Origin of the sequence: Kitasatospora cystarginea (genome assembly GCF_039533515.1) — a bacterium.
In the GTDB taxonomy this organism is placed as follows: Bacteria; Actinomycetota; Actinomycetes; order Streptomycetales; family Streptomycetaceae; genus Kitasatospora; species Kitasatospora cystarginea.
In genome coordinates, this window is sequence record NZ_BAAATR010000034.1 from 26,437 (window position 1) to 43,552 (window position 17,116).

Genomic DNA, 17,116 nt, shown 5'->3' on the forward strand with positions numbered 1-17,116 from the left:
TCCTGGGTCGCCTGGGTGAGGGGTCAGGTGGTTCGGGAATTGAGTTGGTCGATCTTCCACAGTCCAAGTCCGTTGCCGGGGTGGTGACGGCCATCGTCCGTGAAGTCGGTGTTGAAGTGCTCGATGGGCTCGGGGAGGTGGAACGGGGCTGCCTGGAGGTTGAGGGGGCGCCAGTGGGTATCCGCGGTGTCGTGGTTCTCGGTCTCGCCGACGTAGGTGGTGGCGAGCAGGTACGTCGAGCCGCTGGTGGCCACGCGGTCGAGGAACATGAGCACCTCGTGATGGGTGAGGTGGACGAGGCAGTCCCGTGCGATGACGAGGTCCGCTGCCGGGATGTCGTCCCTGCTCAGATCGGCCTGTTGGAAGGAGATGCGTTCGTTGCCGTGCCGTTCCTGGTTGAGCTGGACGAGGTCAGCGACGACGTCGAGACCGACGTAGGCGTTCAGCTGGTCGAACCCGTCGACGTGGCGAATCCAGTTGATGTCGCCGCATCCGGCGTCCGTGATGGTGCGGATCGTGTAGCGCGCGAGGACTGAGGCGAGGGCAGCCCGAACTGCCTTGGTCTGCCGCAGCTCCGATCCAGGGCCGGAGACCGACTCGGGAGAGCCCCAATGGTTGGTGCGGTAGATCTCGGTGAAGAGCGTTTCGGCGGCCTGAGCGGGCGCCGGCCAGATTGCGGCGGATGGCGCGGTGGGGTCATGGGTGGGCATACGGCTCCTCCGCAGTTGGTTGTCGAGGGGCTTGGGGCAGCGGTCAGCGGCTGCCGTTGCGCATCAGCGTGTACTTGATGTCGACCAGGCGCGGCGCGATGCTCAGCGTCATCTGCTCGGTCGGGTGAAGGTGCCCGGAGTCGTCCGGCTCGGCACGCCAGACGCGGTAGTCCAGGTTCGGGTAGGCCGGGTTGATGCCGATCTCGCCCTTGGGCATCGTGCCGTTGAACGGCACCACGATGTCCATGTGGTTCCAGTAGTTCCAGGCTTGCAGGGCCTTGTGCTGGTCGAAGTAGAAGTAGAAGTCGGGGTAGCGGCCGAAGCTGCGGAGTTCCCGGTGGATGAGGTGGCCGAGCAGCGGGCCGAGCTGGGTGGCGAGGCTGTCGAACTCCCAGCGTGTGCGGTGCCAGGCTCCGGGCACCTGCCCGCTGGTGAACAGCCGGGCTGCGACAAGGTAGCTGATCCGCGCCACCAAGTAGGCGCTGGCGTGGTCGGCGTTGATGGTCTGGTCCACCTGTCGGAGCAGGCTCGCAAGCTGCTGCGGGCGCGGGCGGAACCGCGCGAGGTTGAACTTGCCGGCCATGTCCGGGAAGGAGAACAGCATCTCCTTGTATATCCAGTTGTTGAACTCACCGAGTTCGGCCAGCTGGCGGGTCCGTGGCGAGGTGGAGTGGAGCATCAGGTACTCGGCGAGGGCCTCGAAGTAGAGGTAGCCGAGGATCGGCAGTCGCGGAATGGCCGCGTCGAGAAGCTGTAGGAATCTTTCAGCAGCCACGGCCGAGCCCTGGTAGGCGATGCTGGCGGCCAGGGCGAGAAAGGCCGCCGAGTTCTTGGTGCGGCTAACGACGGTCTCGCGCAGGTGGTGCCGTTCGGTCTTGCTCAGCAGGTATTCGAGGTCGGTGTAGATCTGCAAGTGGATCGAGCCCAGCCGCAGGTAGTCCACACCTGCCAGCCCGCGGTACGCCTGGGATGGCGTGGTGATCTCGAAGATCAGCGGCGTGGGCGTGCGCCCGCTCGGGCCGACCCTGGAGAGGAAGGCCGGGGCCTCTTTGGTGAGGACGTAAGCAGCCAGGTTGTGCATGCGGAAGCCGCGGTCGGTCGGCGTGAGCGGTGCGCAGTAGATGCTGCCGACGAGACACCCGCCGGAGGGGTAGAGCACACCCTGCTGGCTTATCTCCTCCAGGGCGTGGGTGACGTGGAGCAGGTGCAGCTTGCCGTCGCTGCTCAGGCTGTCGAAGAGCGCGTTCTTGCGCAGCAGGCTGCCGTTCGGCGTCTCGTCGGTCAGGCGCTTGTGCCAGACGGCGGTCTGGGCCGCCAGCGGGCCGCGCTGCCCAGCATCGGGCGGTAATGCGGAGTCGAAGAAAGCGTGTGCGTCGGCCCACAGCTCGTAGGTGTCGCGGAGATTCACGACTACACCAGCCCCTTCTCAGCGAGCGCGTACATGACGGCTTCGGCGCTGCTGGCGCCGGCGAGGTGCGCGGTCTCGGAGATGACGACCAGGTCGAAGGCGACGGCGCGGAGCTGGTCGAAGGACGGCTCACGAACGTGCCGCGCGTCGGGCCACCAGCTGAGCTTCGGCAGGCGGTACCTGTCGAGTGCGTCGGCGGCCTTGACCAGGTCGCAGATGCGCCCGGCTCGGCGGTGGTCCGCGTGGTCGTCCGCGCCGAAGGTGTCGTACGGCAGGTCGTGCAGGCGGATGGCGGTCGCGGCCTGGATGATCCGCCGGGGCGTCGCCACAAGGCCGAAGTGGTTCCAGACGGTGTCGGCGTTGGCGGCCAGCCAGATGGCGGCGCGAGCGCCGTGGCCCTGGTCGTCCTGGTCGTGCAGGCGCTGGCAGTCATGGACGGCGGCGGCAAGGATGACTGTGGCGGTCTCCAGCTCGCCCAGCTCGTGCGCCTCGGCGAGCAAGGCGGCCAGCGCAGCGGTCCGCATGCTGTGCCGAACGCCGTGGATCGAGGTGTAGAGGCGGGGCTCCGCCAGCCACGTTGCCGGAAGGGCGGACCGGCTCAGGAGGTGCTTCGAGGCCGACCGAAGAGGCGGCGGCCAGGCAGTGCCGAGGTCCGGCCGGTTGGCCTTGATCCACTCGACGGTGGCCTGGTCCATGTACTGGTGGTGCGGCAGCTGCCTGCGGGCAGCCAGGTCGACCAGACTTGTGGTCGTCGGGGTCGTGCTCATCTGTGCCCACCCCCTTCTGGTGGTCTACCGCGGTGAGGGGCTCCTACCGGATCGGCGCGGCCTGTGCCTCGCGGGCCTTGCTCTCTTGCTTTGCGGCCTCGAACGCGGCCGTGAAGTCGGCCAGCTCCTGCTCGCTCATCAGCGTCACGCCGAGCGCTGCGGCGACGTCGATGATCTGGGCGCACGCCTCGTCGCGGGCGGCGTCCGAGGCGCCGTCGTCGAGCAGCACCTCGAACTCGGCGTGGTAGCCCCATGCCTCGCTCCACTTGAGCGCGATCTCCACGTCCTGGTAGCGGAAGTTGTGGCGGACGTTGAACGCCTCGTGCATCGCGGACTCGAAGCCGAGAGCGTTGAACACCTTCACGGCCGCCGGGACGTCCTCGCGGGCGATGGCGAACTCGGTCTCGGAGAAAGCGGCACCCTGTCCGATCTTGCTGCCCTTGAAGGTGATCTTCGCAGTGCCGGCGGCCGTGTTGTCCGTGACCTTGAGCAGCTGCTCGGGCAGCACGTAGAAGTAGATGTGCTTGGCGTCGTCGCCCAGGTCCTCGCCGTCTTGCCTCAGAAGGTCCATGAGCCGGTCATGGGTCTCCTTGTCGAAGCGGGCGCGCATCTCGATCTCGACAGCCACGGTCGTGTCTCCTCGTTTCAGGCGTGGCGAATCCAGCCGAACCAGGACAGGTGGCCCCTGGTTGGTCCGGATGGGGCGGTCTGGAGTTGTTGGTTGGTGCCGGGTGGTGCGGCCGACCGTTACTTCGTCGGCCGCACCACCCGAGATGGTCAGCCCAGGTCGCCGAAGCGCTCCCGGATCACACCGGCGTGCAGGTAGTTCGGCAGCGGGACGCCGCCGACCGCCACACGGGTGGTCGCCACCTGGTCCTCGGTCTCGCTCGGGAAGCCCTCCAGCAGCTGGAGGCACTGCTGCACCCACTCGCGGGACTTGGGCCAGTCGCCGGCGTCCCGCAGCCGGACCGCCAGCGCGTAGGCGGTCTCGGTGGCCGTCCACCGGTCGGTCGCCAGCTCGCGCTGGAAGATCGACTCCAGTTCTTCGGCGGAGGCCAGGCGGGTCTGGTTGGTCATAGTGCCCTCTCTGATCGGTCGTCGTGCCCCGGTAGTGATCACGGCGGCGCCGTCGTCTCGGTGACGCCGTGACCCGCTGTTAGGAGGTGTAGATCTCGGCCAGCGTGCGGTAGTCGTACAACTCGTCCTTGTCGAACCACAGCTGAACCTCCTGCTCGGCTTCCTCCTTGTTGCCGGAGGCGTGCACGAGGTTGGCAACGGCCTTGCCGACGGTGACGCTGGCCGCAGAACTCATGTGCGAGAAGTCGCCGCGGACGGTGCCGGCCGGGGCCTGGTTCGGGTAGGTGCTGCCGACGATCTTCCGGACGGTGGCGATGGCGTCGTAGCCCTCCAATACCAGAGCGATGACCGGCCCTTGCTGCATGAACGTCGCAGTGAGGTTGTAGACCTCGGAGCCGAGGCGTTCCTCCAGGTCGAAGTAGTGGCGGCGGGTGAAGTCCTCGTCCATCCACTTCATCTTGACGCCCACGATCTTGAGCGCGGCGTCCTCGAAGCGCTGAACGACTCGTCCCGCCAGCCCGCGCACCAGTGCGTCGGGCTTCAATAGAACAAGAGTGCGCTCGACCGTGTGTGCCTGGTCCTCGGGCATGTGGTTCCCTCCAGCTTGCCACTGTGGATACATGACGGACGATCAGCTCGTCATGGACTGAGGTTACCCGTGCGAGTGAAGCGGTTTTACCCTCCTAGCTCGGCGTCCCGCTGGTGGCTGAGGCCGGACTCGCGGCGCCCTCGGTTCTCGTCCGGACGGGTTTCTCCCATCCGGGTGATCCATTTCGCATGCACACCTACAATTTCGGATGGTCCGGCCCGAGAGCGTGCGCCGTTGATGTGCCGAGTCTGTCTCGGGCCGCACCGCATCGCCATGAAGCGTCAGTGCATCCGGCGTGCATCTTGTGTGCACCGCGTCCCGGCGCGCACTGCTAGGACAGGGGGTACTGATGGATGTGATCGACGTCTGGAGCGGCCGGTACGCCTGCTTACTCCAGTCCGCGCTCCGGATGACCAACGAGGGCTTCGCCTCGCACCTCGGCATCTCTGTCAGAACGGTCGCCTCCTGGCACGCCGATCCCGCCCTCGTACCGCGCGCGGAGATGCAGCAACTGCTCGACCATGCATACGAGAAGGCCCCGAACTCGGCTCGGCAGCGGTTCTCACGTCTCGCGGGTGGCGATGCGGGAAGCGGCGCCCACGCTCTCCGGGTCGCCATCGCCGTAATCGTTCGGGAACGGGATGTCCTGCTCGTCTGCCGCCGCGACGACGACGCAGCCGGGATCACGTGGCAGTTCCCGGCCGGCGTCATCAAGCCCGGAACGAAGGCGGAGACCGTGACCGTGCGCGAGGCGCTCGACGAGACCGGGGTGCACTGCGCCGTCCGGCAGAACCTCGGCTCCCGACTGCACCCGGTGACGAACGTGATGTGCGAGTACTTTCTCTGCGAGTACCTCGCAGGCGACGCCAGCAACGGAGACGCCGCCGAGAACGTCGACGTGATGTGGGTTCCCCGAAAGTCGGTGAGCCGGTTCATCCCCGCCGATACGATCTTCCCACCCATCCTGGCCGCCTTGGAGGAGTCGCAGACATGACGGAGCAAACCGAGACGCCAGGCATCGCCGCTGCCATCGTGGTGCAGGACGGCCGAGTCCTGATGGTGCAGCGCAGGGTCAAGGAGGGCGAGCTGTCCTGGCAGTTCCCGGCCGGTGAGGTCGAGCCGGGTGAGACCGCCGAGGAAGCCGCCGTTCGTGAAACGGCCGAAGAGGTCGGTCTGAGGGTCAAGGTCGTCCAGCGGCTCGGTGAGCGCGTCCACCCGAAGACCGGTCGGCACATGTCGTACACGGCCTGCGAGGTCATGAGCGGTGACGCCGCGGTGGTCGACACCGACGAGTTGGCTGAGCTGGCATGGGTGCTGCATGCGGAGATCCCCGAGTATGTGCCGTATGGCCTGTTCGAGCCGGTCCAGGCGTACCTTGATGCGACCTTGACCCGCTGATCCGATCAACGCCCGCTGTGGTGCGGACAGCGGCACTTCGGCCACGTCGCGGCCGGGTGGTAGGCGTACGAGTCTGGTTCGGAGTCGACTTCGACCACGCCGGTGTCGTTGACGACGGTGCCGTCCTCGGTGAGCCGGTACGACCGGATCGTCAGTCCGGGCCTTCTGTTCTCAAGCGGGACGAAGTCGGGACCGGTCTCATTGCTGTCGGTCTTCACCGCAGTCCCTTCGCCCGATGCTGCCGTCTGTCCTCGGCGATCTGGGACAGAACGGAACGGCGCCGCTCAGCGCGGGTGAGGTTCTCAATGAAGACCTTGCCGCCCTGGTGGTCGGACAGCCAGATTCCCCAGGAGTGCCGGCCCGGCCGCACGATTTCCTGCCGTCGTCGCCGGCCTTCGGTGGTGAGCTGCACGAGTTCTCCTCGGGTAGGAGTGAGGTGCGGCGGGCCCGTCACGTCGGGGGACGTTTCGACGCGGCCGCCGCGGGGCGCCGCTCCGCAGGTCCCAGGGCCGGGTGTCCGGCTCTTTCCTGCGGAGCGGCTGATGTTCAGTCAACGACCCGTCACCCTCTGTGGGCTACATTGCGCCGAAGGTCTGCACAGGCTGTGCGGCAGGCTGCAAACTTTGTGCATGGATGACGAGTTGGGCGAAGTGCTGCGGCAGGCCCGCGCACGCAAGAGGCTGTCCCAGGGGAAGGTCGGGGACCGCGTCGGATACTCCGCCTCTTGGGTCTCACGGGTGGAAAGCGGTGAGATTCAGCCGGAGGAGAGGGCACTCAGGGACTTATGTGATGTGCTGGACCTTCCCGCTGAGAAGGTCGGACTGGAGAGCGACGTGAACCGCCGAAAAGTGCTCGCCCTGGGACTCGGGGTGGGAATTGCCGCCGCCCTCCCCTCCACTGCCGCCGCGGCCGAGCCCGAAGGCGTGATGGAGCGGTCGCTCTTCCGCCTTCGCGACGTGGCACCGGCGCCCCGAACAGCGCTGGTGTCCTCCCTTGCCGAGGCCCGGCGGCTCTTCCACGAAGCGCAGTACGCGGAGCTGGGCCGGATGCTGCCGATCCTTATCTCCGGCGCCGTTGCCTCGAACACCCATGATGTGGCTGCCCGCGCCTACGCCCTGCTCGCCCAGCTGGCGATCAAGAACTACAAGGGCTTCGCCTGGATCGCCTCCGAGCGCGCCCGTGCACAGGCCGAGTTGACAGGCGACCCGGTGGTGATGGGCGAGGCCGCGCAGGCAATGGCGATCACGATGCGCCGCGCGGGCGAGTACCAGGCCGCGATCGAGCATCTTCACGAAGCGGCCGTCCGCCTGGACGAGAAGCCCGAGCAGCTGGCGCTGAGAGGCAGCCTGCTGCTGACCGCCAGCTACAGCGCCGCACAGGCCGGCTGGCGCGGCCAGGCGATGGAGTTCGTTGGGGAGGCCGAGGAGACGGCCACACGGCGCGAGACCGCCGCGCAGACGCTCTACATCCCCGGCGTCTTCGGCCTCGACCAGACCAGCGTCTACCGGATCTCCATCCACCACGCCCTCGGCGAGACCGACCAGGCTCTCACCTATTCCTCGAAGGTGGACCCGCGGGGGCTGCCGAATGCAGAGCGGCGCGGACGCATGTGCATGGACGTCGCCCGTGTCTGGCGGGACGCTGGCGAACCAGAGCGGGCGTTCGGCGCGCTCCGGGCCTTGGAGCAGTACGCACCGCAAGAAGCCCGCCGGCCGAAAGTCCGGTCCATCACCACCGAACTACTGACCACCAACGGGGAGATCCCAGGGCTGCGACGGTTTGCCCAGCGGATCGGCGTCGCAGCCTGACCCCAAGACCACCGCAGCCCCCCGCCGCGAGCAGCACGGCGGGGGTGAGGCACGTCAGGCCACTTCGAGAACGCCGAGAGCAGCGGTGATCAAGGCATTCACGGCATCGCCGTAGACCGCAGCCTTCTCCAGTTCCTCGAACGCCCGGCCGTAGTCGGCGATCTCGGTCGAGTTGATCACCTCGATCTGCGCGGTGAGGTTCTCGACCGAGGCGTGGCGGTCGTCGTAGAGGTAGAACGCCTCCAGTGGCCAGACGGCGCGCACGGCACCGAGCGGGATGATGCCGAAGGAGAGGGTAGGGAGCGGCAGGACAGAGAGCAGATATCGAAGCTGTTCGGCCATGACGGCGGCGTCGCCGATCCGGTGGCGGAGAACCTGCTCCTCGACGACGACTCGGAACCGGTGCTCGCCGTCGTGCAGGAGGCCCTGACGGGCGGTCCGGGCCGGGACGGCCTGGTCCACGTCGTTGGGCGTGCCGAAGAATTCGGTGATGTTCTCCAGCAACGCGGCGACATAGCCTGGCGTCTGGAGGAAGCCGGGAACGACGTTCGAGCTGTAGACCCGGAGTACCTTGGTCTGCTTCATCTCCTGGAACGTCTCGTCCTGGCCCTGCCGCAGGCCATCGCTCATCCACTCGCGCCACTCGGTGTAGGTCATGCACAAGACCGTTTCGCGGACTTGGCGACCCGTCAAGGGCGCACCGGAGCACTGCGGCAGGGCGGCCAACGTCACCCGATCGTGGGTGTGTTGGCCGTTTTGGGTGTAAGTGATCCGACTAGTGTCATGGGCATGGAACTCGACTCGACCACCGCCGCCATCATCCCATTCAGTGTGGTCAAGGACGGTGAGATCGCCGCCCAGAAAGGTCCCGGCCGGGGTGCTGCGGGCGGTCAGCCTCCGAAGCTTTCAGCGGCAGGTGGAGATCGCCACCGAGGGCCTGCGCAAGTTCGAGAAGTGCGGCGTCCAAGCGATCAGCCTTCTGGCGAGGCGGTGAACGCGGTGCCGGTAGGCACGAAGTCGAGCACAAGGATTGGGGCGCCCGCTCGGTCGAGCAGTGGAGCGACATCCTCTCTCGCAGCATGGACCGGCTCCGGGAAGTCGCCCGTGTGGCGCGGATTGCTACCACGGTCTACATCGAGTACACCGAGAGCGATTTCGTCGACTTGTGAGCGATCGTCAACAGTGCTGCGCCCTATGGATAGGAGCAGCTGATCGGTTCAGACCGGGCGCGATTTCTGTGATCGATGTCGCTCGCGGTTGGCCACAAGTATGGGCGGAATCCTCTGGTACGTTCCGTGGTCCAACCGAAAACAGGCGACCCCGGCGGTGCTGGTAACACCCCGGGGTCTGGCAACAGGAGCTATCACTCCCGATGCTCGTACATCGTAGCGCCCACGCGCGCAACTTCACTGTGCTGCCCAACGCCGTCCTGCAGGACCGGCGGCTGAGCCTCGCCGCTCGCGGGCTCCTCGCCGACCTACTCTCCCGGCCGGAACGCTGGCGCGAGGACGCACGACAGATCGCCGACTCCAGCACCGACAGTCGCGCCGCGGTACGCAAGGCGCTCAAGGAGCTGATCGTGGCGGGGTACTACCGGGTCGAGAAGATCCGGATGCCCGACGGCACGATCCGCAGCGAGGCCCACGTCTATGACACCCCGCAGATACCCGGTTTGAGCGAAGCCAAAGAGCTGCTGGAAGCGGCAAAACCGCAGGTGGAGCCGAGTGTGCCCCGTCCGGCGTCCGGTCCTTCGGACTCCGGTCATGCTGGCGCCCATGTTGTAAAGAACCTGGTCAAAGAACCCTCCCTCCCCAGCGCTGGCCTTGCGGTCGGCTCGCCAGCGGTGCCGGCAGAGCGGCGGCCGGAGGCCACGGGCGGGCGGGCGGGAAGCTCGGTCGAGGACCTAGACGGTCCGCTGCGGGCGGCTGCGCTCGCCCTGTACCAGGTGCTGGGTGCCCAGCCACGCCTGCGCCTGGGCGAGGCCGAGGTCGCCGAGCTGGCGCCCCTGGTCGCGGAGTGGCTTGCGGTGGGCAGCGGCCCGGCGGAGCTGGCAGCGGCGCTGCTGCCCGGCCTGCCGGAGACGATCCACTCACCGGTCGGCGTGATCCGGAGCCGACTGCTGCGCAAGCTGCCGATGCAGCCGGTGCCGGTGGAGCGCACCGCGTGGGCCAGCCGGATGTACGAGTGCGACGAGTGCCGCGACCCCATGGCCAGCCCCGGGCTGTGCGGGCCCTGTTCGGGACGGCCAGACCCGGCGTCGAAGATCGGCAGCGGGGCGCACGCCACAGCGGCGGGGGTGGCCCGCGTGCGGGCGGTGATGCGCCCCAGGCCCAAGTCCCTTGTAGCAGGCGGCGCGTGAGCCCTAGATGCCCCAGGAGGCCACTGCGTGGGGCCGCCCTGCGGAGTGGCCGAAGGGCGGGACGCACGGCGCCTGAACGCAGCGGTCGGCCGCCCAAGGGTGGTCACGCTGAGTGGGGAGACTCAGACGCCGTGGAATGCCACGATGAAACGCAGCTGCTTGTCGCGCATCGGGGTAAGCGCCATGATCCGGACAGGGACCGGGTCGGGGCCGCCGTGAGGAATGCGCATGTGGCGGATGTCGCCGTCGGGGTGCTCGTAGAAGTCGTGCCGCTCCCACAGCTCGGGGACCTCGGGGCAGCCCTCCATGATGTCCAGGACGAGCTGCTTGAGCTGCTCGCTGTGCGGGTACTGGGCCGCAGCGGTGCGGATCTGGGCCAGGAAGGGCACAGCCCAGGATTCCTTCCAGTTGACCAGCTGCTCGCGCGCTCCCGGATATAGGAAAGCCCACCTCATGATGTTGGGCTCATAAACCCAGGGATACATTTCCCGGGAGGGGTTATTGTGCGCTACGACGTTCCAGGCGACGTCAGAGATATATGCGGGGTGCGGCAGCATTTTGTCGAGAAGCCGCTGCATATCTGCATCCATTGCTGCCACGGCGCCGGGCTCCGGGGCCCTAGGGGCGGGTGCCCGCCCCGTGGCGTGGTGGTACAGGGCCAACCGCTCGGCATCGGTGAGCCGGAAAGTAAAGGCGATGCGATCGAGGAACCCGTCGGAATACTGAGCGGTCTCGCCGTTCTCCAGCTTCGAGTACCACTTGACGCTCACGCCCGTGAGGCGCGCGACCTCGCTCTTGCTCAGCTCGCGCGTGCGGCGGTTTGAGCTGGTCACGAGGCCTGGGATGGCGTTCGGGTCGGTCCGCTGCCGCCAGTGCTGGACCATGCCGGCGAGCGTCTGCTCGCGGGCGGCAAGGCGCTCGAAGTCGGTACTCATGGCCTGAGAGTGTACGCAGTGTAAAAATGTTGATCATCGCCGGTCGGAGTGTGGGGAAACCCACATTGGCGCCCAATTCCAAGATCATTTTCTTGGAGGTCGATCAAGGTTCTCGGAATGACGATCTATCAGTTGATCATGGCGCTTCTTGTGGTTCGTGTGACGATATATCAAATATCCACGCCGAAGGCTGGCATGACACATTTCCTAAGGGTTGCGCTACCTGTCGGTAAAACTACTCTGCGTTGTCGATGCGCGTAGCGTGGAACTGTCAGTTCCGGAACTGTGACTTCTGGAACTCCCAGTTCTGGAAGTGATACTTCCCGTTGGCGACTGGCATGGTGAGGGAGCCGAGCAGCGGTCGGGCTGCCGGCGGTCCACAGCACGAAGGAGTTGCCATGTCCCGCTCAGCCCTGGTCATCGGCGGGAGTCGTGGAATCGGCCTGGCCGTCGCGCAGAAGCTCGCCGCGGACGGGCACCGTGTCACCGTCACCTCCCGCAGTTCGGACGCGGTCGAGGGTCTCGCGACGGTGCAGTGTGACGTGACGTCGCCAGAGTCGGTGGACCAGGCCTTCGCCACGGTCGAGGCCCAGCAGGGACCGGTGGAGATCCTGGTCGTCAACGCAGGGATCACCCGGGACGTCCTGCTGCTTCGGATGGCCGAAGAGGACTTCGACGCGGCCATTGCGACGAACCTGACCGGCGCCTACCGGGCGGCCAAGCGGGCCGCGCGAGGAATGCTCCGCGCCAAGTGGGGACGGTTGGTGTTCATCGGCAGCGCGGTCGCCATGACCGGCGAGGCTGGACAGGCCAACTACGCGGCGTCGAAGGCCGGCTTGATCGGGTTCTCCCGCTCGTTGGCGCGTGAACTCGGAGCGCGGGGCATCACCAGCAACGTCGTCTGCCCGGGCCTGACCGAGACCGACATGACCGCTGCCCTGTCCCTGGAGCAGCGCGAGGCGCTCCTCCAGCGCGTCCCGCTGGGTCGTATGGCCCGCCCCGAGGAGATCGCCGCCGCGGTCGCCTTCGTTGCGAGCGAGGCGGCCGGCTACCTGACGGGCGCGGTGATCCCCGTCGACGGCGGCGCCGGCATGGGGCACTGACCTCCAGCACGTTGACCGGAGCTGGACACAGCAGTCCACGGTTCGGGTGGACCGCCTACGTGCCGCAGCGGGGAGCACCGCTGCGGGAGCGCCGCGAGCGGCGGGCCTGCGCCGGGCGTGCCCCCAAGCACGCCCGAAGGCCAACCAGACCCTTGCCCCTAACCCCCACGAGGACTCGGTGTCTACCCACGAAATCCCGGCGCTGCGGCTGCCGGACGGCACAGCGTTGAAACCGCCCGCCCCGGGCACCAACTACATCGTCCACCCAGACGCGCGCCGAGCGCGGATCCCGCTCCCCGGCCGCGCAGGCACGGCCGAGCCTGCCAGAGACGTGGCCAGCGGACGCCAGCCGCACTCGAAGGAACGCGGGCGGCCGATGGCGGCGGGACGGGGAGGCGGCTCGTGCTGAACATGCGCCAGCTCCGCCGGGAGTGCGAGCGCAAACTGTCAGACCTGCCGATCCCGGAGCCCTTCACGATCGAGGGCCTCGTGGCCGCCATGGAGGCAGCGAGCGGTCGCACCATCCAACTGGTCCCGCTCGACGATCGAGGCAGCGACCTGCGTACCGCCTGTGGCCTGCGCATGCGGGCGGACGACCTCTCCGTGATCTTCTACCGGCCAAGGCCCACGCAGCACCAGACCGACCATGTGAAGCTGCACGAGCTGGTGCACGAGTGGTTCAACCACGGCACCAGCCTCGACACCGACGAGCTGCGAGCGCTACTGCCCGAGAACCTGCGCGAAGGCCTCATCGAGCGCATGGGCAACGGCGCTGTCGTCCAGGCCCGCGCCCGCTACGACACCCGCGAGGAACGCGAGGCGGAGCTGAGCGCGTCGCTGATCAAACGCATCGTCCAGCGGCAGATCCCCACCGGAGGCGACATGGTCAGCCTCCTGGAGTCCACTCTGTCCCACCCCGTGGCCGCGCCCCGACGCGGCCAGCGATAAGAAGGAAGAGCTTCCCGTGCTTGCTCTCGCTGCGTACACCGCCGCGACCACGATGACCGCAGTCGCAGTCTGGCGCCTGCCGGCAGTCCTCTACGGTGACGCGCACCGCCGCGCTCTCTGGGGCTGCTACATGGGGTTCGCGGCGGCGCTGTGGCTCAAGAGCCCCGGCGTGATCAGCCTGATGAACCACCAGCCGATCGTGGACCTCTCGGTGCTGCTCAAGCACTACGTCAGCACCGGCGCGATCCTCGCGATCCTCACCTACGTCGTTGCGTCCTACGGCAAGACCGACCAGGAGGTGATCCCGACCCACGTCGCTGTCGCGCGCTGGATCGAACGGGTCGCCTGGAAAGCCGCAGTCGCGATGCTCGGGCTGATGACGGTGCTCTTCTTCACCGTGGTGAACCGCTTGCACCCCAGCGTGGACTTCGTTCCCGACCACGCCGGCCAGTGGGGCGCGATCCTGTACGAGACCATCTTCTACGTGTACTTGGGGGCGTCCAGCGCGGTCACCTGCTACCAGTGGTCCAGCGCGGCGCGGCGAGCCGATACCCGCCTCCTGCGGACCGGCCTGGGGCTGATGGCCATCGCCATGGCGATCGGCGTGGCCTACGTCGCGATCCGGACGAGCTTCATGTGGGTCACCCTCGCGACGCCGCTCGACGCCGGCTTCAACCACCAGCTGGGCGTCTACACCGAATACATGCAGATCGTGCTCTTCATGATCTTCGCCGCCGGGGTGAGCATCCCGACGACCAACGTCGCCGCGTCCCGGTGGCGGTCCTGGCGAGCCCTGTGGAACCTCTACCCGCTGTGGCGCGACCTGGTCGCCGTCTTCCCCGACGTCCCGTTCCAAAAGCCACGAAGCCGCCGGCGCGAGGTGCTGCGGACCGACCCGCCAATGGACGTGCGGCTGGACCGGTGGACCCAGGACATCGCGGACGTGGTCGAGCAGCTGCGCCACCACGCCTCGCCGGTCCTGCTCCCCGTGATCGAGGAGGCCGTGGACTCGAGCGAGGACCCGCAGGCAGCGGCCGAGGCGTTGTGGATCAAGGCGGCGCTGCTGAACGCCCGGGAGGGCCTCCGCAGCGACGTGCCGGCGCCCGCGCTGCCAAGCAAGCCGATCGCGGACACCCACGCAGAAGTGACCTGGCTGCTGCGGGTCGAGGAGGCGTACGCCGCCGCGACCGACCTCCAAGTCCGGGAAGTGCTCGCGAGCGCCGAGGCGGAGGAACTCGCCATGGAGATGGAGGAGATGGCGCTGTGAGCACGACTGCCGTCGCCCGCACCGTGACCGATGTCCTCCAGCCGCGCAACGTGCTGCTGGTTGGGCTGACCGGCCTGGGTGCCGCTGCCGCCGGAAGCTGGACCGGCATCGGCTGGGGGCTGTTGGCCGCGCTGTGCGCAGGCATCATCCCGGCGAGCTACATCGAGTGGGAGCGCAAGAGGGGCACCTGGGGCGACCGGCACGTGGTTGACCGGAAGCAAAGGGCCCCGATCTTCTTCGTCATCCTCGGCTCGATCGGCCTCGGCTCCCTCGTAATGGTCCTCGGCCACGCTCCACGTGACATCCTCGTCGCCATGATCGCCCTGTGGGTGATGACGGTCGGCCTGCTCATGACCAATACGGTCTGGAAGATCTCCGTGGACAGCGCGGTCGCCAGCGCAGTTGTCACCCTGCTGGCCGTGGTCCACTCGCCGTTGTGGATCGCTGCGTATCTCTTGGTCATCGCTGTGTGCTGGTCGCGAGTGGCGCTGACCTACCACACCGCGGCGCAGACCATCGCGGGCGCCGCACTCGGCGCTGCGACCGCCACCGCCTGGCTCTGCTGACGGCGGACCGAAGCGGGCCCCTGCCTCAGCGGCGGGGGCCCGCTTTGCGTTGGGCCTCCGCGACGAGCGCGGAGATCTTGGCGAGCATCGCCGGGCCAAGACCGTCCTGGCCGCCACGGGCCGCCAAGGCGAAGGTGTCGGTGCTGCCCCGCAGAGCCAGCAGGCTGATGGCGTCCACGACCTGACGCTCCAGCTCCTCGTCGCTCTGGAAGAACAAAGCCGTGACGCCGAAGAACTCGGCCAGGCCCTCCAGGACGACGCCAGCCGCGAGCCCGGCGAGCACCTCGGAAGGCGGGGGCGTGCCCGTGCGCAGCGCCTCCACGGCGCCGGCAGAGATGACGTCGACACCTGCGTGGGCGTTGACGGCCTCGGCGATCTGGGCATCCGTCGGCCGGCCGCCCGGGAAGGTCGTGTCCAGCAGATAGGTGAGCTTCTCCGCGAGGGTCCGCGGGACCGGCGGCGCGGCGGCCGGGGCCGGGACGACACCAAACGACCGGTCCTGCGCCGCCCGAAGCTGCTCCTCGGTCACCCCGTACGCCTCGGCGAGGCGCGGGACGTAGGCCTCGTTGAGCCGCCGCACCCCACGCTCGGCGTTGCTGACGGGAATGTACGACTTGGTTCCGATCAGCGCCCCGGTCCGTCGCTGCGCGAAGCCGGCGTCACATCGCAGGTCGGCCAGGTCAGGATGGCCGTCGCGGGGGAAGAGACCGTCCAGCGGTTCGCCAAGCGCCCGCGCGATAGCGGGCAGCCGTTCGGGCTCAGGGAACGACCCGCTCTCCCACTTCGCGACCGTGGACTGGTCGACATCGACGCCCTCTGCACGTCCCAGCGCCTCCTGGGAGAGGTCACGGGCTCTGCGGGCACGACGGAGCGCCTGGCCGTCGAACTTGCGAGCGGGCATCCGGGGTAGCTCCTGTGGCACGCGATGAACATGAACTCGGGGGGGAACAGCCTAGCGGACGTTCGATGTCACTGGGCCTGTTGTATGATGTTCGACATCGAGGTGCTGGCCGCCCTTCCTGGGTGACGCGTCCTCTTTCCGACCAACCTCCGCTGGGTCTCCGAGCCCGGCCATGTCTTGCCGGGCCTGCTTTTCAGCTGTCGCGACGGGTCCGGCCTCGCTCTTTGGGGGAACAGGTGAGTGTGGCGCCGCTGACTGCCGACAGGCCGTATGAATCTCGATACCGGAGTATCGCACAGGATCGGATAGCGCCAGGCATATCGCCGGCCCAGGCCGCTGCCGCGGCCCGCACGGCCGTCACGACCTCAAGTCATGCCCGGGTCTTCGCTCTCCAGGAGGCCTTCACCCAGCTCCAGGGCGGCGACCAGAGCGTGCTCGACCTCGCGACCGCCACCGGCATGCCGGACTCCACTGTCCACCGCATCCTCCAGTCGGGCGTGCCCGGCGGCGCCATCGACCAGATCCGCCGCGGAAAGTACCGGCCCGGACCCACCCTTATCAAGATCGCCATCCACGCCATGGCGCACGTGCCGGGTGTCGCGACGACCCAGGAGCTCCTCGCCGACCTTCATGAACGGACCGGCGGCATCGCTCTGCTCTTCTGTCTCACCCCGTTCGGCGGCCTGCGCCGGCTGTGCACCGACTACGCCTGGGGGAACCTCGACCCGGGCGAACTCGGTGTCTTCGCTCACCCGCTGGTGACGCACTCCCGTTCCCTGCGCACGGGCGCTAGTGGCCGGGTGATCCTCGCTCACCTGCCCGCGCCGTTGCAGGAACTCGTCTTCAACGAGGAGGTGCCCGCAGACGCCGCGCCCGGTGCCATCCGGGACAACCTGGCCCTGGCCGCGACGCTCGTCGAGATCCGGCATACCGGGTACGCCGTCGCCCGGGAGGAAGTGGTGCCCGGATGGGACGCCATCGCGGCCCCGGTCATGTGGGGTGACGTGGCCATCGGCTCCGTGCTGCTCGCTCTGCCGGCGAGCGAGATGCCGGCCGACATGAGTGAGCTGATCGAGCACACCTGCCGAACGGCGCGGACGCTGAGCGAGTACACCGCCGTGCCGACCTCCAGGGCCTGAGTGCCGTTGCTGGCCGCGGTGCTGTCCTCCCGCGGCCAGCAGCTGCTGCGCACGCCGCGGCCGGGCTGAGTAGCCGTCCGCTCCTCCTGCCTCCGGGGGCCCCGGAAGGCGCAGCGCTCTGCGAGGCCGCAAGGGCCCCTT

20 protein-coding genes are annotated in these 17,116 nt (G+C 67.9%); 9 read left to right on the forward strand and 11 right to left on the reverse strand.

Going from position 1 to position 17,116, the window contains the following annotated elements; genetic code table 11:
- Nucleotides 1-23 precede the first annotated feature (23 nt).
- The 6 genes from ABD369_RS29620 to ABD369_RS29645 form a co-directional block, all read right to left on the reverse strand.
- Nucleotides 24-710: a class I SAM-dependent methyltransferase gene (locus ABD369_RS29620; protein ID WP_344639643.1), complete on the reverse strand. Its 687-nt coding sequence runs from the start codon at nt 708-710 to the stop codon at nt 24-26.
- A gap of 43 nt (nt 711-753) precedes the next feature.
- Complete coding sequence (locus tag ABD369_RS29625; protein ID WP_344639644.1) at nt 754-2,118, reverse strand: hypothetical protein; 1,365 nt, start codon at nt 2,116-2,118, stop codon at nt 754-756.
- 2 nt (nt 2,119-2,120) lie between these two features.
- Nucleotides 2,121-2,885, reverse strand: coding sequence for a hypothetical protein (locus tag ABD369_RS29630; RefSeq protein ID WP_344639645.1), 765 nt, complete (start codon nt 2,883-2,885; stop codon nt 2,121-2,123).
- 43 nt (nt 2,886-2,928) lie between these two features.
- The gene (locus ABD369_RS29635) at nt 2,929-3,513 is read right to left on the reverse strand and encodes a CYTH domain-containing protein (RefSeq protein WP_344639646.1); all 585 of its coding nucleotides are present in this window, start codon (nt 3,511-3,513) and stop codon (nt 2,929-2,931) included.
- A gap of 149 nt (nt 3,514-3,662) precedes the next feature.
- On the reverse strand, nt 3,663-3,962 hold the full coding sequence (locus ABD369_RS29640; protein ID WP_344639647.1) for a hypothetical protein: 300 nt from the start codon (nt 3,960-3,962) through the stop codon (nt 3,663-3,665).
- A 79-nt stretch (nt 3,963-4,041) separates the two neighbouring features.
- Nucleotides 4,042-4,551 (reverse strand): nucleoside-diphosphate kinase, encoded by a 510-nt coding sequence (locus ABD369_RS29645; RefSeq protein WP_344639648.1) that lies wholly within the window; start codon nt 4,549-4,551, stop codon nt 4,042-4,044.
- 349 nt (nt 4,552-4,900) lie between these two features.
- Here ABD369_RS29645 and ABD369_RS29650 point away from each other — a divergent pair, with 349 nt between their 5' ends.
- A complete protein-coding gene (locus tag ABD369_RS29650; RefSeq protein WP_344639649.1) occupies nt 4,901-5,545 on the forward strand; it encodes an NUDIX hydrolase in 645 nt (214 codons plus the stop codon).
- Entirely contained in the window at nt 5,542-5,949 is a 408-nt protein-coding gene (locus ABD369_RS29655; protein WP_344639650.1) for an NUDIX hydrolase, read from the forward strand. The genes ABD369_RS29650 and ABD369_RS29655 overlap by 4 nt, the downstream gene beginning before the upstream one ends.
- A gap of 5 nt (nt 5,950-5,954) precedes the next feature.
- Here ABD369_RS29655 and ABD369_RS29660 read toward each other — a convergent pair whose 3' ends face one another.
- Together ABD369_RS29660 and ABD369_RS29665 are read right to left on the reverse strand one after the other, a co-directional pair.
- On the reverse strand, nt 5,955-6,167 hold the full coding sequence (locus ABD369_RS29660; protein WP_344639651.1) for a hypothetical protein: 213 nt from the start codon (nt 6,165-6,167) through the stop codon (nt 5,955-5,957).
- Nucleotides 6,164-6,361: a hypothetical protein gene (locus ABD369_RS29665; protein ID WP_344639652.1), complete on the reverse strand. Its 198-nt coding sequence runs from the start codon at nt 6,359-6,361 to the stop codon at nt 6,164-6,166. The genes ABD369_RS29660 and ABD369_RS29665 overlap by 4 nt, the downstream gene beginning before the upstream one ends.
- Before the next feature lie 217 nt (nt 6,362-6,578).
- Here ABD369_RS29665 and ABD369_RS29670 point away from each other — a divergent pair, with 217 nt between their 5' ends.
- A complete protein-coding gene (locus ABD369_RS29670) occupies nt 6,579-7,757 on the forward strand; it encodes a helix-turn-helix transcriptional regulator (protein WP_344639653.1) in 1,179 nt (392 codons plus the stop codon).
- Between the two features lie 54 nt (nt 7,758-7,811).
- Here ABD369_RS29670 and ABD369_RS29675 read toward each other — a convergent pair whose 3' ends face one another.
- Nucleotides 7,812-8,414 (reverse strand): DUF5753 domain-containing protein, encoded by a 603-nt coding sequence (locus ABD369_RS29675; protein ID WP_344639654.1) that lies wholly within the window; start codon nt 8,412-8,414, stop codon nt 7,812-7,814.
- A 715-nt stretch (nt 8,415-9,129) separates the two neighbouring features.
- Here ABD369_RS29675 and ABD369_RS29680 point away from each other — a divergent pair.
- Nucleotides 9,130-10,116, forward strand: a complete 987-nt coding sequence (locus ABD369_RS29680) for a hypothetical protein (protein WP_344639655.1) — start codon at nt 9,130-9,132, stop codon at nt 10,114-10,116.
- Nucleotides 10,117-10,238: 122 nt separating this feature from the next.
- Here the strand turns inward: ABD369_RS29680 and ABD369_RS29685 are convergent, their stop codons facing one another.
- Entirely contained in the window at nt 10,239-11,051 is an 813-nt protein-coding gene (locus tag ABD369_RS29685) for a helix-turn-helix transcriptional regulator (RefSeq protein ID WP_344639656.1), read from the reverse strand.
- Between the two features lie 398 nt (nt 11,052-11,449).
- On the opposite strand from ABD369_RS29685, the gene fabG reads away from it, so the two are divergent.
- From fabG to ABD369_RS29705, 4 genes are all read left to right on the forward strand, one after another.
- Nucleotides 11,450-12,154 carry a 3-oxoacyl-ACP reductase FabG gene (gene fabG / locus ABD369_RS29690; RefSeq protein WP_344639657.1) on the forward strand — a complete coding sequence of 235 codons (705 nt, stop codon included), beginning with the start codon at nt 11,450-11,452 and terminating at the stop codon, nt 12,152-12,154.
- A 405-nt stretch (nt 12,155-12,559) separates the two neighbouring features.
- The gene (locus ABD369_RS29695) at nt 12,560-13,102 is read left to right on the forward strand and encodes a hypothetical protein (RefSeq protein WP_425557812.1); all 543 of its coding nucleotides are present in this window, start codon (nt 12,560-12,562) and stop codon (nt 13,100-13,102) included.
- Between the two features lie 16 nt (nt 13,103-13,118).
- A complete protein-coding gene (locus tag ABD369_RS29700) occupies nt 13,119-14,369 on the forward strand; it encodes an MAB_1171c family putative transporter (protein WP_344639658.1) in 1,251 nt (416 codons plus the stop codon).
- On the forward strand, nt 14,366-14,935 hold the full coding sequence (locus ABD369_RS29705; protein WP_344639659.1) for a hypothetical protein: 570 nt from the start codon (nt 14,366-14,368) through the stop codon (nt 14,933-14,935). The genes ABD369_RS29700 and ABD369_RS29705 overlap by 4 nt, the downstream gene beginning before the upstream one ends.
- Nucleotides 14,936-14,960: 25 nt before the next feature.
- On the opposite strand, the gene ABD369_RS29710 is transcribed toward ABD369_RS29705, so the two are convergent.
- Nucleotides 14,961-15,836: a helix-turn-helix domain-containing protein gene (locus ABD369_RS29710; RefSeq protein WP_344639660.1), complete on the reverse strand. Its 876-nt coding sequence runs from the start codon at nt 15,834-15,836 to the stop codon at nt 14,961-14,963.
- Nucleotides 15,837-15,901: 65 nt separating this feature from the next.
- Between ABD369_RS29710 and ABD369_RS29715 the strand changes: the two genes are divergently transcribed.
- Nucleotides 15,902-16,975: an IclR family transcriptional regulator gene (locus ABD369_RS29715; protein WP_344639661.1), complete on the forward strand. Its 1,074-nt coding sequence runs from the start codon at nt 15,902-15,904 to the stop codon at nt 16,973-16,975.
- Nucleotides 16,976-17,116: the final 141 nt, after the last annotated feature.